Here is an 18,731-nt window from a genome sequence, read left to right on the forward strand (position 1 = left end):
GGGCGCGCTGTCGTGCGCGGGAGGCGGCGTGCCGTGTCAGGAGGTGAGCGTGCGCCCGCTGAGGAGCTCGGTGAGATAGCCCATCACCGAGCGGGCCGACGGCTCCTCGGCCGCCGCCTCGACGCCGCTTCCCGCAGGTGTCCACGGGCCGGGCGCGGGCGCCTCGGCGCAGGGATCGGTGAGCACGGGGGAGCACACGCTGATCTGCTCCAGACGGGCCGTCAGCAGGGGCGTACGGGTGGTGACGGCGGTCAGCCGGCGCCGGGCGCGCTGGTAGACGCCGATGGCCTCCGGGCCGCGTCCGCAACGGCACAGGGCCAGCATCAGCTGGTCGTGGAAGCGCTCGCGCAGCGGGTGGGCGGCGGTGGCCTCCTCCAGCTCGGCGACGACGGCGTGATGCCGGCGGGTGCGCAGCGCGCAGTCGAAGTAGATCTCCAGCGCGTCCTGGCGTTCCCGCTCCAGGGCGGCCGCCAGTCGCGTGGTGACCGGGCCGCGGACCCCGGCCCCCAGCACGCTCCCGCGCCACAGGGCGAGGCTTCGCCGCAGTGAGGCGTAGGTGCCCTCGGGGTCCTCGGCCGTCGTGCGGCGAGCCTGTGCCAGGGCCTGGCGGAAGCGCCCGGCGTCGGTCTCCACCACGTCGGCCCGCAGGACGTAGCCCGCCTCGCGGGCGACCAGACGCGGGAAGCGGGCGCCTTCCGGCTCCAGTTGCAGCAGGGATCTGCGCAGCACCGAGACGTGGGCGGTGAGGCTTTTGCCGGCCATGCGCGGCGGCGCCGATCCCCACAGTTCCCGGATCAGCCCGTCCCGGGAGACCGGGGCGTGGGGCCGGGCCACCAGCGCCCCGAACAACAGCCGCTGTTTGGGCGCGTTGAGCGGCACGCTGCGGTCGCGGACGTCGTCGTACAACTCGGGCGGGCCCAGAATATGGAATCGCATTCCCTCGCCTTCCCGTCTGCGGTCGCCGTAGGGAGCGTGCCGTGCTCTGCCGCGCCCTACGGAATTCCTCGGAATCCCGACGGAATTCCGGACTAGAGAAGACCATGCGGCGGAAGGACGGTGCCTGAGTCGTGGTCACTCACCTTTGGGTATGGCGGCCACAGGCGTCGCCCGGGAACGGCCCCGGACCCGCCGGGCCACGTGAGTAGCCCTCACTCATGCCCGTCGTTCGGGCTCGCCGAATTTCCGTCGATCTCTTCCGGGGCCGACGGAGGGGTCGAGGACGGGGTCGAGAACGCGGGCGGGGCCGACGGAGGGGTCGAGAACGCGGTCGCGGTCGCGGTCGGGGGCGGGGGAGGGGTGGGGGACGGGCGGTGCGGCCTCGCCGTGCCGCACCATCGACTCGGCCTCCTGCGCGAGCCGGCGCAGCGCCATCAGGGCCGGTTCGAGGACGAACGTCAGCAGGACCGCGCGCTCGGCCATCTCCAGCGGGTCCTTCAGGGAGTCGAGTTCGTCCAGATCCAGGCGGGCGGCCTGCCCGGCCAGTTCGGCGTAGGGCAACAGGAAGCGCCAGTCGTGGTCCAGGCCCAGCGAGCGAAGCGCCTCCAAGGTCTCGTCGATGACGTGCCGGGCCGGGTTGTACGGGGAGACCGACCAGTCCATCGCGGCGAGCAGCGCCTCCGCCTCGCTGCGCCGCCCCCCGCGGTCGGCCCCGTCGTCCTCCCGCGACGCCTCGGACGTGCCGTTGCCCGTCGGTATGCCGATGACCAGGCCGAGCACGTGATGGGTGTCGGTCTGATGCTCGGAGACGGTGTCCAGGACCTGCTTGGCGGCGGCGACGGACAGGCCGCGCACCCCGATCAGGGCGCGGATCAGCCGCAGCCGCCGCAGATGCGTGTCGTCGTACTCCGCCTGCGTGGCGGCGGTGGCGCGGCCGGGCGACAGCAGGCCCTCGCGCAAGTAGTACTTGATCGTCGCGTTGGACACTCCGCTGCGACGGCTGAGTTCGGAGATTCTCATCAGCTTCCCGCTCTTCCCCTGGCAATTGGGTAGCACCACTGTCTAATATAGATAGTGCCACTCGCCAACCGTGGATGCGAGGCTACTGTGCCCACCCTTCCCTGGGTCAAGCCGAATCCGGCCCGGCCCGACACCAGCGCCTTCGTCATGGCCTCCCGGCTCGAAGTGCGGTCCCTCAAGCACGTCCCCCGCTTCTTCCTGAAGTCCCTCACCGCCTGGGGCCAGGTCCGCAAGGCGCCCGGTGCGCTCGGCGCGTCCCTGGAGGCCCAGCTGTTCGCGGGGGTCTTCTTCACCCTGTCCGCGTGGGAGAGCAAGGAGGCCCTCTACGCGTACGCCCGGGCCGACCCGCACAAGACCGTCGTGCGCGACGTGCGCTCCACCATGCGCGGTTCGACGTTCACCTTCTGGGAGGTGCCGGTCGAGCAGCTCCCGATCGACTGGCGGGACGCCAAGCGGCGCATCGACGAGCAGGCCCGCGCCGACGCGTCGAACGGCGGCCCAGCCGCCCACTGATCGCCCGGCCCGACGCCACCCCCGCCGTCGGGCCGGGTTCGTCCGCCCGGACCCCGGCGCGGTGAACGGCCCGCGCCGTTCACCGCGCCCGCGGTCCGTCGTGGCGGCGCGCCTACGTGCGCCCGGCGACCTCCGGCACGGCCGGCCGGTTGCCCTCTTTGCCATTTCTTGGCGTCATTGCCCCGTCTTGCTGCCGTATGTCAGGCCCTGTCAGCGGGCGAGCCCGGCGGCACACATCGCCACTACTGTTCCCGCCGAGGCACTGCGGCGAGGTTCCCGACGCCCCGTCAGCCGTACCGGCGCCCCACTCGCGTGCGCCGACGGGACGCGCCCGTGCCCTGCTTCGGCGCACCGGGGCCGAGCCCGGCCCCCGCCCTGACCGACACCTTCGCCCCCGGTACCCGCGGTACCGGAGAACCCGGAGAACCAACGTGACCACGGTCCACGAGACTCTCGCCAGGGGTGAGACCGAAGTCGGCGCCGTCGGCACGGCGACAGCCCTTCTCGACGCCTACCGACCCGGCGCGCACCGCTTCTTCGCCTCACCGACCCGCACCCTGCTCGCCTACGGCACACGCTGCCAGGTCGCCCACGACGAACGGCCCCTGAGCGACCGGGTGCAGGAGGCGCTGACCGCCGCGCGCCTGGCCGGAGAGCCGGCCCCCGTGGCGATCGGGGCCATACCGTTCGACGACTCGGCGCCCGCGGCACTGGTCGTGCCGACCGTGCTGCACCGGGCCCCCGCCCTCGCCGCGGACCCGCTGATCGCCTTTCCCGCGCCCCGGCCCGAGCCCCTCGCCTGGACCGTCCGCCCCGTCCCCGAGCCCGAACGCTACGGCGCCGCCGTCGCGGCCGCGGTGCAACGGATGCGGGCCGCAGAGTTCGACAAGGTCGTCCTCGCGCGAGCCCTCGACCTCACCTGCGGTCAGGCCCCCGACGTCTGCGCGATGCTGCAACGCCTGGCCCGCCGCGACCTCGGCGGCTACACCTTCGCGGTGCCCACCCCCGCCGGCGGCACCCTGTTGGGCGCCAGCCCCGAACTCCTCGTCTCCCGCCGCGGCGCCGCCCTGGTGGCCAACCCACTGGCCGGCTCCACGCCGCGCAGCGACGACCTCGCCGAGGACGTACGTCGCGCCGCCGCGCTGCTGGAATCCGTCAAGGACCTGCACGAGCATGCCGTCGTCGTGGACGCCATGCGGACCGCGCTCGCCCCGTACTGCACCGAGATCCACGTTCCCGAACGGCCCTCGCTGGCGAAGACCGCCACCATGTGGCACCTGTCGACCACCATCACGGGCACCCTGGCCGACCCGTCCGTCTCCGCCCTGGAACTGGCCTGCGCCGTGCACCCCACGCCCGCCGTGTGCGGCGCCCCGACCGCGCACGCCCGCCGCGTCATCGGCGAACTGGAGCCCTTCGACCGCGGGTTGTACACCGGCATCGTCGGCTGGGGCGACGCCGAGGGCGACGGCGAGTGGGTGGTGACCATCCGCTGCGCCGAGGCCTCCGAGCGTGGGCTGCGTCTGTTCGCCGGCGCGGGCGTCGTCGCCTCCTCCGACCCCGCCGCGGAGACCGCCGAGACCGGAGCGAAGTTCCGCACCTTCCTGGACGCCGTGGGGGCCGGACTGTGAGGGCCGACGCGCCCACCTGGCCGCCCGAGTTCGCCGAGCGCTACCGGGCCGCCGGGCACTGGCGCGGCCAGACGTTCGGGCAGATGCTGCGCGAACGGGCCGGCCGCCACCCGCACCGGACCGCAGTCGTCGACCCGGCCGGCGACGGACGCCGCTGGACCTACGCCGAACTCGACGGCCGCGCCGACCGGCTGGCCGCCGGCCTCCTGGCCGCCGGCGTCGGCCGGGGCGACCGGGTCGTCGTCCAACTGCCCAACATCGCCGAGTTCTTCGAGACCGTCTTCGCCCTGTTCCGCATCGGCGCCCTGCCCGTCTTCGCCCTGCCCGCCCACCGCGACACGGAGATCGCCCACTTCTGCGCGATCGCCGAGGCGGTCGCCTACGTCGTCGCCGACGTGCACGAGGGCTACGACTACCGGGATCTGGCCACCCGCGTCCGGGCGAGGTCCCCCTTCCTGCGGCACGTGTTCGTCGTGGGAGACGCGGCGGGGCACACCCCGTACGCCGACCTGCCCCGCGACCCCGTCCCGCACGACGGACCCGACGCGGGCGACGTCGCCTTCCTGCAGCTGTCCGGCGGCAGCACCGGCGTGCCGAAGCTGATCCCGCGCACCCACGACGACTACCTGTACTCGGTGCGCGCCTCCAACGAGATCTGCGCGGTCGACGAGAACAGCGTGTACCTCGTCGCGCTGCCCGCCGCGCACAACTTCCCGCTGAGCTCGCCCGGTTCGCTGGGCGCGCTGGCCGCGGGCGGCCGGGTCGTGCTGTGCCCGCGGCCCGACCCGGACACCGCCTTCCCCCTCATCCAGCGCGAGGGCGTCACCCACACCGGGCTCGTCCCGCCGCTCGCCCTGGCGTGGACCGAGGCCGCGGCCGGCGCCCGCCACGACCTCGCCAGCCTCGACGTCCTGCTCGTCGGCGGCGCCAAGTTCAGCGAGGAGGCCGCGCGCCGCGTCCGGCCCGCCCTGGGCTGCACACTGCAGCAGGTCTTCGGGATGGCCGAGGGACTGGTGAACTACACCCGGCTCGACGACGACGAGGAGACCGTCGTCACCACCCAGGGCCGGCCCGTCTCACCCGACGACGAGATCCGCGTCGTCGACGACACGGACCGGGACGTCCCGCCGGGGGAGACCGGACACCTGCTCACCCGCGGCCCCTACACGATCCGCGGCTACTGGCGCGCGCCCGAGCACGACGCCCGCTCCTTCACCGACGACGGCTTCTACCGCACCGGCGACCTCGTGCGGCTGACCACCACCGGCCACCTCGTCGTCGAGGGCCGCAGCAAGGACCAGATCAACCGAGGCGGCGAGAAGATCGCACCCGAGGAGGTCGAGAACGTCATCCTCGGCCACCCCGCGGTGCACGACGTGTCCGTCGTCGCCATCCCCGATGACTACCTCGGCGAACGCAGCTGCGCCTACGTCATCCTGCGTCAGGGCGGCGAACTGCGCCCGGCCGCGCTCCGGCGGTTCGTACGGGAGCGCGGGCTGGCCTCCTACAAGGTGCCCGACCGGGTCGAGTTCGTCGACGCGTTCCCGCACACCGGGGTCGGCAAGGTCAGCAAGAAGGACCTGCGCGCCACCGCCACCGCCCCCGCACCGGCCTCCCACGATTAGGCGACCTCACATGGGACTCCCTTCCATCCCCGCGTACCCCATGCCGACCGGCTCCGACCTGCCCGCCAACCGGGTGGACTGGCGCGTGGACCCGGCCCGGGCCGTCCTGCTCGTCCACGACCTGCAAAACCACTTCCTGTCCGCGTTCACGCAGGGCGCCTCGCCGCTCGTCGAAGTCCTCGCCCGTACCGCCCGGCTGGCGGACCGGGCCCGTCGCCTCGGCGTGCCCGTCGTCTACTCCGCGCAGCCGGGCGGCCAGAGCCCGCGACAACGCGGACTGCAAAGCGACTTCTGGGGCCCCGGCCTGCCCGACGACGCGCACGCGCAGGCCATCCCCGCCGCCGTCGCCCCCGAGGACGGCGACACCGTCCTGACCAAGTGGAAGTACAGCGCGTTCGTCCGCACCGATCTGGCCGCCCTCCTCGCCGAGCACGGCCGCGACCAGCTGATCATCACCGGCGTCTACGCCCACCTCGGGGTGAACATGACGGCCTGCGACGCCTGGATGCGGGACGTCCAGGCCTTCGTCGTCGCCGACGCCGTCGCCGACTTCGGTCCCGGCGAACACCTCGAGGCCCTGCGCTGGGCCGCCCGCTCCTGCGCGTCCGTCACCACGTGCGACACCGTCCTCCAGGAGTTGCGGCCATGACCCTGACCATGCAGCGCATGCGCGAGGACGTCGCGGACGTGCTGGGGGAGGACCCCTCGGACATCCCCCTCGACGAGAACCTGGTCGACTACGGCCTCGACTCGGTCCGGCTGATGAGCCTCGTCGAGCGGTGGCGGCGCGAGCACGGGGCCGACGTCTCCTTCGTCGACCTCGCCGAACGGACCGCGATCGAGGCGTGGGCCCCCCTGCTGGGAGCCGGGGAATGACCGAGGCGCCCGAGCGGGGGCTGCCGCTGACCGCCGCCCAGACGGGCATGTGGTACGCGCAGGCCCTCGACCCCGACAGCCCCGCCCTCAACACCGCCGAGTACCTGGAGATCCACGGCGCCCTGCGGCCCGAGCTGTTCGAGCAGGCCCTGCACCGCACCGCCGCAGAGGCCGAGGCGCTGTGCGTGCGCATCGCCGAAGGCCCGGACGGACCACGGCAGTTCCTCCTGCCCGTACCGGAGCCGGGCGACGGGTTCCCGCTGCACCGGGCGGATCTGCGCTGCGCACCCGATCCGGACGCCGCCGCCCGCGCCTGGATGGACGAGGACCTCACGCGGCCCTTCGACCTCGCCGCCGGACCGCTGTTCCGGCACGCGTTGCTGCGGGTCGGCGACGAACGCTGGCTGTGGTACCAGCGCGTCCACCACATCGCGCTGGACGGATTCGGCTACTCGATGACCGCCCGCCGCACCGCCGAGACCTACACGGCGCTCGCGGCCGGCCGGCCGCCCGGCGACAACCCCTTCGGACGGCTCGGCGACCTGGTGGCCGACGACCTCGCCTACCGCGCCGGCGAGCAGTACGACCTCGACCGCGCCCACTGGAGCGAAGTCCTCGCCGACCGGCCCGAGGCGCCCGCACCGTTCGGCCGCACCGCGCTGCCGTCCCGCACCTTCCTGCGCGCCACCGCCCACGTCCCGGAAGGGGTGACCGCGCCGCTGCGCACCCTGGCCGGCGAACTGCGCGCCACCTGGGCCGAGTTGATCGTGGTCGCCCAAGCGCTGTACGTCGCCAGGGTGACCGGGCGCTCGGACGTCGTGCTGGGACTGCCGCTGATGGGCCGCATGGGCTCGGTGGCGCTGCGGGTGCCCGGCATGGTGATGAACGTCCTGCCGCTGCGCCTCGAGGTCCATCCGGCCACCACGCTCGCCGCGCTGACCCGCCAGGTCGTCCTCGGGATGCGCGTCGCCCGCCGCCACCAGCGCTACCGCTTCGAAGACATCCGACGCGACCTGGGCCTGCTCGGCGAGGGCCGCGCGCTGGTCGGCCCGCTGGTCAACGTCATGCCGTTCGACTACGGCGTCACCTTCGCCGGCGCCCCCGTCGTGCCGCACAACCTGTCCGCGGGCCCGGTCGACGACCTCACCGTCAACGTCTACGACCGGGCCGACGGGCGCGGCCTGCGCATCGACCACGACGCCAATCCCGCCCTGTGCACCCGCGACGAGCTCGCCGCCCACCAGGAGCGCTTCCTCGCCCTGCTCGCCCGGCTCGCCGCCCACCGTCCCACCGCGCCCCTGGCCGGGCTCGGCATCGCCACCGACGCGGAACGGCGCCAGGTGCTGACCGAGTTCAACGCCAGCGACCAGGACGTCCCGGCCACCACGCTGATCGGCCCCGTCGAGAGCCAGGCCCGGCGCACCCCCGACGCGCCCGCCCTCGTCCACGGGACCCGGACGCTGACGTACGCGGAACTCACCGTCCGGGCCAACCGGCTGGCCCACCACCTGGCGGCCACAGGGGTGTCCCCCGGCACGATCGTCGGTGTCGCCCTGCCCCGTTCGGTCGAGCTGATCGTCGCCCTGCTCGCCGTCCTCAAGGCGGGCGGCGCCTATCTGCCGCTGGACCCTGGCTATCCGGCCGACCGCCTCGCCCACGTCCTCGGCGACGCCGACCCCGTCTGCGTCGTCACCGACTCCGCCACCGCCGAGCGGCTGCCCGCGACCGGCCGCCGCCTCGTCCTCCTGGACCGCGGCGACCTCGCGCGCGAGCCGTCGTACGACCCGCCCCGGGCCCTCACCCCGAGCGACCCCGCCTACGTCATCTACACCTCCGGCTCCACCGGCCGGCCCAAGGGGGTCGTCGTCCCGCACTCGGCGATCGACAACCGGCTGCGCTGGATGCAGCACGCCTACCCGCTGGCGCCGGGCGACCGCGTCCTGCAGAAGACGCCGTCCGGATTCGACGTCTCCGTGTGGGAGTTCTTCTGGGCCTTCCGCGTGGGCGCCACGCTCGTGCTCGCCGACCCCGAGGGGCACAAGGACCCGTCCTACCTGGCCCGGCTCATCGGCGAACAGGCCGTGACCGTCTGCCACTTCGTGCCCTCCATGCTCCAGGTGTTCCTCACCGAACCCGAGGCGGCCCGATGCACCGGCCTGCGGCACGTCTTCTGCAGCGGCGAGGCCCTGCCCCGCGAGACCGCGCACCAGTTCCACCGCCTGCTCCCCGCGGTCCCGCTGCACAACCTCTACGGCCCCACCGAGGCCGCGGTCGACGTCAGTCACCACACCTGCCGGCCCGAGGACACCGGCGCCGTCCCGATCGGGCGGCCGGTGTGGAACACGCGCCTGTACGTCCTCGACGCCGCCCTACAGCCGTGCCCGCCCGGCGTCGCGGGCGAGCTGTACCTCGCGGGCGTCCAGCTCGCCGACGGCTATCTTGGCCGCCCCGCGCTGACCGCCACCCGCTTCGTCGCCGACCCCTACGGCCCGGACGGCTCGCGCATGTACCGCACCGGTGACCTGGCCCGCTGGAGCGCCGACGGGGAGGTCGAGTACCTGGGGCGGACCGACCACCAGGTGAAGCTGCGCGGACAGCGCCTCGAACCCGGCGAGATCGAGGCCCGGCTGACCGCGATCGAGGGCGTCTCAGGCGCCGCGGTCGTCCTGCGCGAGGACCGCCCGGGCGACCAGCGGCTCGTCGCCTACGTCACCGGCGGCGCCCCCGCCCCCGACGACCTGCGCGCCCGCCTCGCCGCGGTCCTGCCCGACTACATGGTCCCCTCCGCGTTCGTCGCCCTCGACGACTTTCCGCTCAGCCCCAACGGCAAGCTGGACCGTGCGGCACTCCCGGCCCCCGCCACCGTCGCCCGCACCGAGGGACGCGCCCCGCGCACGCCCACCGAGGAGACACTGACCCGGCTCTTCGCGGAAGTGCTCGGCCTGGACCGGGTCGGCGTGGACGACGGGTTCTTCGACCTGGGCGGCACCTCCCTGCTCGCCGCCCGCCTGATGGCCCGCATCCGCGACACGCTCGGCACGCGCACCCCGCTCGGCGCCCTCTTCCGGGCCCCCACCCCGGCCGCGCTCGCCGACCGGCTCACCGGCGCCGGCCAGGAGGACACCGCGCTGGACGTCCTGCTGCCGCTGCGCGCCTCGGGCGGACGCACCCCCCTGTTCGTGTTCCACCCCGCCGGCGGCATCAGCTGGTGCTACTCGGGCCTGCTCTCCCGGCTCGGCCCAGACCAGCCCCTTCACGGGCTGCAGGCCCGCGGACTGCGGGAGGACGAGCAACTGCCCGCCACCATGGACGAGATGGCCGCCGACTACGCCGACCGGATGCGCTCCGTGCAGCCGCACGGACCGTATCGTCTGCTGGGCTGGTCGGTCGGAGGCGTCATCGCCCACACGGTCGCCGTCCACCTCCAGCAGGCCGGCGAGACCGTGCAACTGCTCGCCCTGATGGACGCCTACCCCGCCGACCAGTGGCGCGATCTCGCCGGTCCCACCGAGGCCGACGCGCTCAACGCCCTGCTGCGCATGGCCGGTTACGAGGGCGGAGCCGGACTCACCCGCGACGAGGTCATGGCGGTGCTGCGCCGGGAGGGCAGCGCGCTCGCGGCGTTGCCGGAACGGGTCCTGGACGCCGTCGTCGGCATCGTCACCAACAACGCCCGGCTGATGCGCACCCAGCGCCACCGCACGTTCGACGGCGACCTGCTGTTCTTCACCGCCGCCGCCCCCCGGACCGAGGACTGGCTGACCCCGCAGGCGTGGACGCCCTACCTCACCGGCACGGTCGACGAGCACCGACTGGACTGCCTGCACCCGGAGATGACCCGGCCAGGACCCCTCGACGAGATCGCCGCCACCCTCGCGGCCCGGCTGAAGGAACTCGACGGATGACCCACCCCTTCGACCCCGCCGGACCGGCCGACCCCAGCCACCTGGTCCTCGTCGACGCCACGGGCCACCGGTCGCTGTGGCCGCGCTGGATGCCCGTTCCGGCCGGCTGGAGCACCGAGTTCGGCCCCGCCCCGCACGAAGACTGCCTGCGCGCGCTCGACGCCCCGCAGGCGGGCGGGGGCGCCCCCCCCCGCCCCGCCCTCGTCCGACCCACCCCGTGATCCCGACCCTGGAGGAGACACCATGTCCGCCACCCCCAACCCGATCGGCCGACGCACCGTGCTCGGCGCGGCGCTCGCCGCAGGCGGTGCCCTCGGCGCGGCCGGAACGGCGGCAGCCGCCAGCCCGGACCGGGCCCACGCGAAGGAGGCGAACTACGCGGTGACGTCCGCCGAACTCGCCCAAGGCCTCTACCAGGTGGCCCACTCGGCCCGCAACGACGTGCTGTGGGTGACCAGTTCCATCGGCTTCCCGCCCGTCACCCACTCCCGGCTCCTGAAGGTGGACCCGCGGACGCTGAAGCTGCTGACCGGCTACGAGCCGCCGCTCAGCGACCCCGCCACCGGCGCCGTGGAGGCCGTCTACGGCCTGGCCGTCGACGACGTGCACGACACCGTCTGGGTCACGGCCACCCTCGACAACGCCCTCGCCGTGTACTGCCAGCGCACCGGACGCCACCTGGACAAGCTGCCCGGCGTGCAGCACCCGCGCGACGTCGCCGTCGACGTGGCGCGCGGCCTGGTCTGGTGCAGCGCCCTGGAGGAGGGCAGCATCGTCGCCTTCGACCTGCGCACCCACCGCGAGCGCAAGCGGGTCACCGTCGAGGGCGCCTGGCCCGCCGGCCTGGCCGTCGACCCGTTCACCGGCAACGTCTACGCGGCCGACCTGGCCAAGAGCCGCCTGATCGAGGTGCGCCCCGGCTCCGACCAGGCCCGGCTGCTCCCCGCCGGACAGGGCGCCATCGACGTGGCGCTGTCCGCGGACGGCCGTACCGCCTACGTCGCGAACCAGGCCGCCGGTTCGGTCTCCGTCGTCAACCTGGCCGCCGGCACGGTCACGAACGAGATCAAGACAGGCGCCGGGAGCCTCGCCGTGGCGACCGACGCCCGGACCGGCCGCGTCTTCGTGGCCAACAAGGACGCCGGCACCACGAGCGTGGTGGACCCGGTCGGGGGCGCCGTGGTCGCCGACCTGGCCACGGGCGCGAACACCGACCACGTCATCGTCGTCCACGGCACCGCGTACGTCGTCGACAAGGCGGCGGCCGGCGCACAGTCCCTGGACTCGATCCACCGCGTCAGCACAACTCGCTGACGCGCTGCCGGCACCCGGCAGCCCCCGAAGGCCGGCCCGTCGGACCCGGGCCGGCCGTCCCCAGGGGCGGCGAGGCGCCGGGCAGAGGGCGCGTCGCCGCCCCCGGGTCGCGCACGCGTCCAGATCTCCGCGGGCAGGACTCCGTGCCGCCCGCGGGGCGTGGCCCGTCACACTGGGCCGCGCACTGTGCTCCCGTACCGGGCGCGGACCACCACAGGAGGCGCCACCGCTTCGTCGAGCGGGACCGCGGCCCCGCATCCCGAGCGGGCCCGGGAAGCGGCCGTGGCCGCCTTCCGTGAACAGCCTCTGATCAGGTCGATCGCGGCCGACCCCGCCCTGGAGGAGCGGTACACCTCCGACCCCGCCTTCCACTTCGACGAGGACCTGGACACGTACGTGACCCGCCACGTGGCCGCCCTGCTGCCCACCGCCGCCCTGCTCACCCCCGACGGGTGGTGGGCGCAGGGCGGCGGCCTCGACTACGACCGGATGTTCAACGCCTGCCTGGACGGCCTCTCCGCCGACACGATGGTCGTGCGGGTGCTCTACCACGCGTGAGATCCCGTGCGGATCCCGCCCGGTCGGTCGACGATCGCCGCCGGCTCGTCGGGCGTCGAGGCGTCCCGCCTGGTGCCTGCCGGCGGGATCGCCACCGCGCGTCTGCCCTCTCGTGGCGTCTCCCACGTGCGCCTGGCCTGCTCCTTTCCCGCTCCACATGCGCCGGGAGCGAGATGGGGGTACTCCTCGAAGGGAGGGAAGCACCGTGCTCGGCATGTCGGCGACGTCCGGCGCATGCACGCCATCGGACTCGTTCACCGTCACGCACCGTCGTATCCAGCTTCGTACGAGACGGAGGACGCCGCCATGCAGCCAGTCATCACCGTGGGCCTCGACGGCTCACCCGAGAGCCTTGCCGCCGCGCGCTGGGCCGCCCACGAGGCCGCACAGCGCACCCTCACGCTGCGCCTGCTGCACGCGTGGCCGCTGCTGGCGCCGGAACCGGCCCGCGTCCCCTCGGAGGTCGACCAGAACTACTGGGCGAAGCGCTTCGTCCACGCCGCGCGCGCGGAACTGGAGAGCAGCTACCCGGGCCTGACCATCATCGGGAGCCTGGTGGCCGACGACGCCCGGAAGGCGCTGCTCCAGGCGGCGTCGGAATCCGAGCTGCTCGTGCTCGGCTCACGGGGGCTGGACTCCGTCGGAAGCTACTTCCTCGGTGACGTCAGCATGCCGGTCGTGGCCCGGACCGGGAGGCCGGTGGTCCTGGTCCGCACCGGATACCGGCCGGCGCAGCGGACCCCGACCAGCCGGGTGGTCGTGGCGTTGAAACTCCACGGATCCAGCGACGAACTGCTCGACTTCGCCTTCCACACCGCCGCGGTCAGGGAGGTTCCGCTCCTGGCCGTGCACGGCCGGAGCGTGCCGCTGCACGCGCGCGTGCCCTGGGGCGTGGACCACGTCGTCACGGAGGAGACGACGCAGGACGCGCAGCGGGAGCTGACGAAGGCGCTGCGCCCATGGCGTGAGAAGTATCCGCAGGTGGACAGCGCCGACACCATCTGCCACGAGACCCCCGCGAAGGCCGTGGTGCACACGGCCGACGGCGCCGCGCTGCTGGTCGTCGGCCGACGCGCACACCGGCACGACGTGGGGCCCCACCTGGGGCATGTGACGCACGCTGCCATCCATCACGGACGCTGCCCCGTCGCCGTCGTCCCCCACGGCTGAACCCGTCGGCGGGCACGCGGGCGACGGGCGAGCGGCGCTCTGGGCCGACGCGTCCGGGCCCCGTGCCCGGGCCACGGCATGACGCCCGGACACTGCGAGCGGGCGGTGCGTGGGACCCGGACCGCGACCGTCCGCTGACGTCCGTCCCGTCCCGGCACGCCCTGACCCCGTTGCGGCCGCCGGCTCCACGGACCCGGTGACGGTGGTCGGGCGCCGTCGATCAGGTTCGTCCCGGGACGCGGGGGAGTAGGTTGGGAGCGAGGATCCTTCGTACACCGGTGTTCAGGCCGGTCTCGTCCTCCTGGTTCGACCACACCGGGTGCTTCGCGCTCGAGGCAGGTTCCGCCCTATGGCCGACGAAGCCGCTCACTCCTCCGATCGTCTCTCGGCCGTGCCACGTGCGGCGTCGTACCCCGCAGTCGCCGGACAGGTCGCCGGAGCACTGCGCTGGTTCTTCGCCTGAGGCGACGCCGCCCCCTCGTCCGCCGGGCGGGGCGAGGGCCGCCCGCGCAGAGAGCCGGCTCCGCACGGCAGCGGCGACCGAAGGGCGTGGTGACGGCCCCTCGGCCGCCAACGGGTTGCGGCAGCCCGCCGCTTCTCCGCGCCCTGACCGGAGCGGTCGCCGCCGAGGAGCCCCGGAAAGCCGCTCATCCCTCCCACCGCCTCGGCGGCGTCGTCGGCGAACACCGCGGTGACGCCCCGGCGTCACGACAGGACCCGCCTGCCGCGTCGCCGGCCACCGATACCGACCGCCCCTACGGCGGCCGACAGGAGCAGACATGACCACCGCACCGCAGCCCCCGCCTCCCCTCCTCCGCCTGAGCCTTGCGCCCCGTGGCGCCGCGCCACGGCCCGTCGACGGCGCCTGGTGGCCCCGCTCCTACGATCTGCTCGCCGAACTCCCCCACCTGCTGGGGGGATTGCCGCCCGAATGGGGCCAGGTCACCAGCGTCATCGTCAACGGGTCGACGTGGTCCGCGACACCGGGCCGGACGCTCGTCTGCAACCAGGTCGTACGACTGCGCAGAACCGAGGCGGCGTCCGCCCCGAACACCGTCGTCCTGTTCGCGGCCGGCCAGGGGCGCCGGGATCTGCTGATCGTTCCTCCCGAGTCCACCGAGCAGGCCGCACGGCCGTTCATGGCGGCAGCGGCGGACGGTCGCCTCTGACCTCGACCGGGCGACCCGAGGAGTAGGCTGGAACAACCGAGGACATTTCGCGCACGGGCTCTCATGGTCGTGCCGTTTTCGGCGATCCACTACGCCGGGCCGGTCACCATCGGCCCGGGGCAGGGTGCGCGTCATGACTGCGACCGTTCACCTCCCGCCGACCCTTGAAGCCGAAGCCGGGTCCTCCTCTCCTCTCCGCCTGTCCCTGGCTCCCGCCGGCCCTGCCCCGGCTCTCCTGGACGGCGCCTGGTGGCCCCGTTCGCGCGATCTGAGGACGGAACTCCCGCTGCTGACAGCGGTACTGGAACCGCTGTGGGGACGGATCACCCGCGTCGCGGTGAATCCCACCCACTGGCCGGTCGTCCCGCGCAAGGTGCACGTCCCCGGACACGTGGTGAACGTGGGCTGGTTCCTCGCCGAGCAGGACCCGCATGAACTGCTGCTGCTCTCCTACCGCACGGGCCGCTGGAACCTCCTGGTGGTTCCGCCGGGGACGGACCCCGTATCCGCCGCCTGGCTGATGGCCGCCGCGAGCGACCCCCTCGGCGCGTCGACCGCGAGCCGGTTGACGCGACAGGCCGCGCGCCTGCGGACGGCGGCCGAGGCCGACCGGTCCTCGGAGGCGGTCTGGGACTCCGAGGGAGGCCACGACCGAGCCGCTGCACCCGCCGCGACCCCGCGGCCCCCGGGGAGGTGACCGGCATGGAGACCTTCGTGACCGTGGCCGCGCTCATGGCGATGATCGCTCTGGGCGTGCTCATCATCCACCTGGCCCACCGCCGGGGCGGCGGAAGCTTCCCCACCCCCACCACCAGGACCGTTCCCGGTCCCACCACCAAGGCCGTTCCCGGTCCCACCACCAAGGCCGTTCCCGATCGACCGCGAGGGGACGCGACCCAGGACGGGGGACCGGGCGGGTCCCCGTGACGCCCGCCAGGCTTCTCGCGGACTCCGGCGCGGAGCCGATGCTCCCCGGCGCGGCGCGGCGCGGCGCGGCGCGCCTGCGGATGCGGACGACACCTCGGCGCACGGGAACGTTCGACGGCGCCTGGTGGCCGCGCTCACGCGACCTCGACAGTCGACTCCCGGAACTACTCACCGTGTTGACGGCCCATGTGGGTCCCCTCGCCCGTGTCGGCCTCGACGCGGGCGCCTGGGACGAGAGGCCGGGCCGACTGGTCGTCGAGGGCCGCAGCGTCCGCCTCGACTGGTCGGCCGTCGGCGACGACACGATGATCGTCACCCGCGGTGATCAGGACCACTTCCTGTTCCCGGTCGTCCCTCCGCAGACGCCCCCTGCCCTCGCTCGCGCCGCCATGGCCGGAGCGGTACGGGACGACAACGACGTCTCGGCGGCACGGATCCTCGCCGCCACCGGAGTCACGGCCGCCGACCGGACGGGCGCGCCGCCCGGTGCTCCCGCCGCACCGCCGCAGGAGTCCCGGCCCCTCCACCTGCCGCGCCGCTGATCCAGGCCCTGGCCTGGCCGACCTCGGCGACGGCCACCATGGGCGTGTCGGCGTCCGCCCGTGCGAGCAGGGCGCCGCCCGGGGCCGACAGCGCGGAGCGGCCACAGCCGGTCCATGCCCCGGCAGGGCCGACATGATTGGCCACGACGACGTGCAGATCGAAGTCCTCGGCGATGCCCGGGTACACCGCCGCCAGCTCCTCCTCCCCGCCGCCCGTGCCGTACAGCGAGGCGGCCAGATGCACCTGACACCCGTCGGCGGCGCCACGCGAGACCAGTTCGGGGAAGTGGTTGTCGAAGCACGTGGCCAGGGAGAAACGCAGCCCTCCGAAGACGAAGCGCCCGTCGCGCCGTCCCGCCGCGAAGACGTCCTGCTCGTGCTCGAACAAGTGCTGCTTGCGGTACGTGGTGATGAGCTCGCCGTCGACCCCGAAGACCAGCGTCTCGATGCCCGGCCGTTCCCCGTCGGCGGCCGCAGCGCAGTTGACGACGGTGGCGATCCCGCTCGCCCGGATCGCGTCCAGGCGCGGGTCGTCCGCCCGCATCCAGAGATCACGACGTGCGGCCACGGCTTCGGGTTCGTACCCGGTGACCGCCAGCTCGGGGAACACCACCAGCTCGGCGCCCCGCACCCGCGCCTCGTCGGCGAGGGCGGCCATCTGCCGCACGTTCGCCGGCACGTCGGCGGGGACACAGGTGAACTGGGCTGCCGCGATCTTCATGGAACCGAGCATGCCATCCCGCCGTGTCGACGCACGCGGCCGCAGGCGCCTCACGACGGATGCCGTTCGCGGCCCTGCTCCCGTGACGGCGACGGCCGGCCGGGGCCCCGTGGCGGCGACGGCCGGCCGGAGCCCCTTGCGAGCTGCTGAGCCGGCCGCCGGGCTCAGGTGACGGGTGCGCCTGTCGAGCCGTCAGGCGTCGCCTGTGGCGGTGCTCCGCCGTCCCGGCTCGGGCATGTGGGCCGTATCACCCACATGAAGGCCGCCCAAGTTGTCTGAGTCACAGCGGAAATGTCCCTTTGGCGGCCATGCTCGATCCGGACAACGGCTCCCGGAAGGGAGCCCGCCGGCCTGGGCGCGACGTTCCGAAGCGGCCCATGGCGCAGCCCTCGTGACGTCTGCTCGCTCCCCGGAAGGTGCCCCTCATGGCCGCATACCTCTGTCCTCCCGCCGTGATACACGGTGAACACGCCGTGCAGACCAGCCAGATCGTGGCGGAGGTGCGCGACCGGCACCCCCACGCCGCGTGGGCGCCGCGCATCGACGGCATCGCGGCGAGCACGGGCATCGAGACCCGCGGGTGGATGCTGCCGCTGGAGAGCGCCGTCGCGCCCGGCGGCGGCAGCGGCCTGGGGACCGTCGGCACCGGACCCGCCCAAGAGGCCCTGGCACGGGAGGGGTTCGCGCAGCAGGACGTGGATCGCGTGATCGCCGCCCTGGAGGCGATACCCGCGCCGCAGACCGTTCAGGAGCGCACCGCGCCGGCCTGGGAGGCCGTGCAGTCCTACGGCGAGCGGGCGGCGCGCGGAGCGCTGCAGATCGCCGGGCTGGACGCCGCAGATGTCGACTGTCTGATCACCAGTCACTCCACCACCCCGGCGCTGCCGGGCCTGGACATCGCCCTGGCCAACCGGCTCGACCTGCGCGACGACGCGATGCTGCTGCCGGCCACGCAGTGGGCCTGCGTCGCGGGGACCCGCTCCCTGTCCCTGGCGGCGGAGCTCGTGGCCGCGGACCCCGACCGGGTGGTCCTGGTCGTGATCGCGGAGGCGCTGAGCACGACCTACCAGCCCGCGGACGACACCCTGGAGTCCCTGATCGTCCGGTTGCTGTTCGCGGACACCGCGGTCGCCGCCGTCGTCACCGGCCGTCGCAGGAGCCAGTCGGGCTTGCGGCTGGACGCCGCCTGGCACCACACCCTGCCCGGCACCCGGGAACTGCACCGTCTGGAGACGCGAGCGGACGGCGCCCACTTCGTGATGGACCGGCGCGGCCCGCGCGCCGTGCAGGAGACGGTCACCGCGATGTGGGAGTGGCTGCGCGTCCGCTACCAGGACGACCCCGACTCCTGGCACCCCGACATGCTGCTCGCGCACCCCGGCGGCACCCGGGTGCTGGAGTACATGGAGCAGACGATGCCCGACACGTGGCCGTCGGGGCTGCTGGACTACAGCCGGGACAGCTACACCAGCGGCAACCGCGGAGGCGCCGCCGTGTTCGACATCCTGAGGCGGGCGCACGACGCGGGCCGGAAGCCGGGCGACCGCGCCGTCCTGTACGCGGCGGCGCCGGGCCTCACCGCCACCGCCCTGGAAGGGGAGTGGCTGTAGCGCGAGCCCGCGCCGGCCGGGCCAGGCGAACGGGTCGTCCCCGCCGTTCACCCGCAGCCCCCGCCCCGCGCCAGAGGTACCGCTCAGGGCGCCCTCCACACCCTCCGCGCCCTCCGTACCGTCGGGCAGCGCCGGCCGACGTGCGCACCGCTCCCGCTCCGGCCCCGTCCGCCTCCGCCCTACGTGCGCACCGCTCCCGCTCCGGCCCCGTCCG

Annotated in this window: 18 protein-coding genes; 15 read left to right on the plus strand and 3 right to left on the minus strand. The window is 74.0% G+C overall.

Translation table 11 applies throughout. The annotated features are described in order from the left end of the window. Positions 1-36: 36 nt before the first annotated feature. Positions 37-936: a BTAD domain-containing putative transcriptional regulator gene (locus ACFVYK_RS22630; protein ID WP_389776803.1), complete on the minus strand. Its 900-nt coding sequence runs from the start codon at positions 934-936 to the stop codon at positions 37-39. A gap of 216 nt (positions 937-1,152) precedes the next feature. Then, a complete protein-coding gene (locus tag ACFVYK_RS22635; RefSeq protein ID WP_389776806.1) occupies positions 1,153-1,956 on the minus strand; it encodes a MerR family transcriptional regulator in 804 nt (267 codons plus the stop codon). An 87-nt stretch (positions 1,957-2,043) separates the two neighbouring features. Between ACFVYK_RS22635 and ACFVYK_RS22640 the strand changes: the two genes are divergently transcribed. The 14 genes from ACFVYK_RS22640 to ACFVYK_RS22705 all read left to right on the plus strand — a co-directional run bounded on the left by ACFVYK_RS22640 (position 2,044) and on the right by ACFVYK_RS22705 (position 16,186). Beyond that, complete coding sequence (locus tag ACFVYK_RS22640) at positions 2,044-2,469, plus strand: DUF3291 domain-containing protein (protein WP_389776808.1); 426 nt, start codon at positions 2,044-2,046, stop codon at positions 2,467-2,469. 431 nt (positions 2,470-2,900) lie between these two features. Beyond that, entirely contained in the window at positions 2,901-4,100 is a 1,200-nt protein-coding gene (dhbC, locus tag ACFVYK_RS22645) for an isochorismate synthase DhbC (RefSeq protein WP_389776811.1), read from the plus strand. Beyond that, on the plus strand, positions 4,097-5,725 hold the full coding sequence (locus ACFVYK_RS22650; RefSeq protein WP_389776814.1) for a (2,3-dihydroxybenzoyl)adenylate synthase: 1,629 nt from the start codon (positions 4,097-4,099) through the stop codon (positions 5,723-5,725). Before dhbC ends, ACFVYK_RS22650 begins: the two co-directional genes overlap by 4 nt. A gap of 10 nt (positions 5,726-5,735) precedes the next feature. After that, the gene (locus ACFVYK_RS22655) at positions 5,736-6,374 is read left to right on the plus strand and encodes an isochorismatase family protein (protein WP_389776816.1); all 639 of its coding nucleotides are present in this window, start codon (positions 5,736-5,738) and stop codon (positions 6,372-6,374) included. Then, entirely contained in the window at positions 6,371-6,601 is a 231-nt protein-coding gene (locus ACFVYK_RS22660) for a phosphopantetheine-binding protein (RefSeq protein ID WP_389776819.1), read from the plus strand. Before ACFVYK_RS22655 ends, ACFVYK_RS22660 begins: the two co-directional genes overlap by 4 nt. Continuing rightward, positions 6,598-10,506 (plus strand): amino acid adenylation domain-containing protein, encoded by a 3,909-nt coding sequence (locus ACFVYK_RS22665; protein WP_389776822.1) that lies wholly within the window; start codon positions 6,598-6,600, stop codon positions 10,504-10,506. The genes ACFVYK_RS22660 and ACFVYK_RS22665 overlap by 4 nt, the downstream gene beginning before the upstream one ends. Next, a complete protein-coding gene (locus ACFVYK_RS22670) occupies positions 10,503-10,727 on the plus strand; it encodes an MbtH family NRPS accessory protein (RefSeq protein WP_389776825.1) in 225 nt (74 codons plus the stop codon). The genes ACFVYK_RS22665 and ACFVYK_RS22670 overlap by 4 nt, the downstream gene beginning before the upstream one ends. 22 nt (positions 10,728-10,749) lie before the next feature. After that, positions 10,750-11,820, plus strand: coding sequence for a YncE family protein (locus ACFVYK_RS22675; RefSeq protein ID WP_389776827.1), 1,071 nt, complete (start codon positions 10,750-10,752; stop codon positions 11,818-11,820). 282 nt (positions 11,821-12,102) lie between these two features. After that, positions 12,103-12,378 (plus strand): hypothetical protein, encoded by a 276-nt coding sequence (locus tag ACFVYK_RS22680; RefSeq protein WP_389776830.1) that lies wholly within the window; start codon positions 12,103-12,105, stop codon positions 12,376-12,378. Between the two features lie 306 nt (positions 12,379-12,684). Next, positions 12,685-13,548 carry a universal stress protein gene (locus ACFVYK_RS22685; protein WP_389776832.1) on the plus strand — a complete coding sequence of 288 codons (864 nt, stop codon included), beginning with the start codon at positions 12,685-12,687 and terminating at the stop codon, positions 13,546-13,548. A 779-nt stretch (positions 13,549-14,327) separates the two neighbouring features. Next, positions 14,328-14,717: a DUF5994 family protein gene (locus ACFVYK_RS22690; RefSeq protein WP_389776835.1), complete on the plus strand. Its 390-nt coding sequence runs from the start codon at positions 14,328-14,330 to the stop codon at positions 14,715-14,717. Positions 14,718-14,850: 133 nt separating this feature from the next. Beyond that, entirely contained in the window at positions 14,851-15,414 is a 564-nt protein-coding gene (locus tag ACFVYK_RS22695; protein ID WP_389776838.1) for a DUF5994 family protein, read from the plus strand. A gap of 5 nt (positions 15,415-15,419) precedes the next feature. Beyond that, positions 15,420-15,644 carry a hypothetical protein gene (locus tag ACFVYK_RS22700; RefSeq protein WP_389776840.1) on the plus strand — a complete coding sequence of 75 codons (225 nt, stop codon included), beginning with the start codon at positions 15,420-15,422 and terminating at the stop codon, positions 15,642-15,644. Continuing rightward, complete coding sequence (locus ACFVYK_RS22705) at positions 15,641-16,186, plus strand: DUF5994 family protein (protein WP_389776843.1); 546 nt, start codon at positions 15,641-15,643, stop codon at positions 16,184-16,186. Before ACFVYK_RS22700 ends, ACFVYK_RS22705 begins: the two co-directional genes overlap by 4 nt. Here the strand turns inward: ACFVYK_RS22705 and ACFVYK_RS22710 are convergent. Next, positions 16,098-16,907, minus strand: coding sequence for a carbon-nitrogen hydrolase family protein (locus tag ACFVYK_RS22710; RefSeq protein WP_389776846.1), 810 nt, complete (start codon positions 16,905-16,907; stop codon positions 16,098-16,100). The two genes, ACFVYK_RS22705 and ACFVYK_RS22710, sit on opposite strands and share 89 nt — an antisense overlap. Before the next feature lie 425 nt (positions 16,908-17,332). Here ACFVYK_RS22710 and ACFVYK_RS22715 point away from each other — a divergent pair, with 425 nt between their 5' ends. Beyond that, entirely contained in the window at positions 17,333-18,517 is a 1,185-nt protein-coding gene (locus ACFVYK_RS22715; protein WP_389776848.1) for a type III polyketide synthase, read from the plus strand. The last annotated feature ends 214 nt before the right edge of the window (positions 18,518-18,731 follow it).

Origin of the sequence: Streptomyces sp. NPDC058291, assembly GCF_042880855.1 — a bacterium.
Taxonomy (GTDB): domain Bacteria; phylum Actinomycetota; class Actinomycetes; order Streptomycetales; family Streptomycetaceae; genus Streptomyces.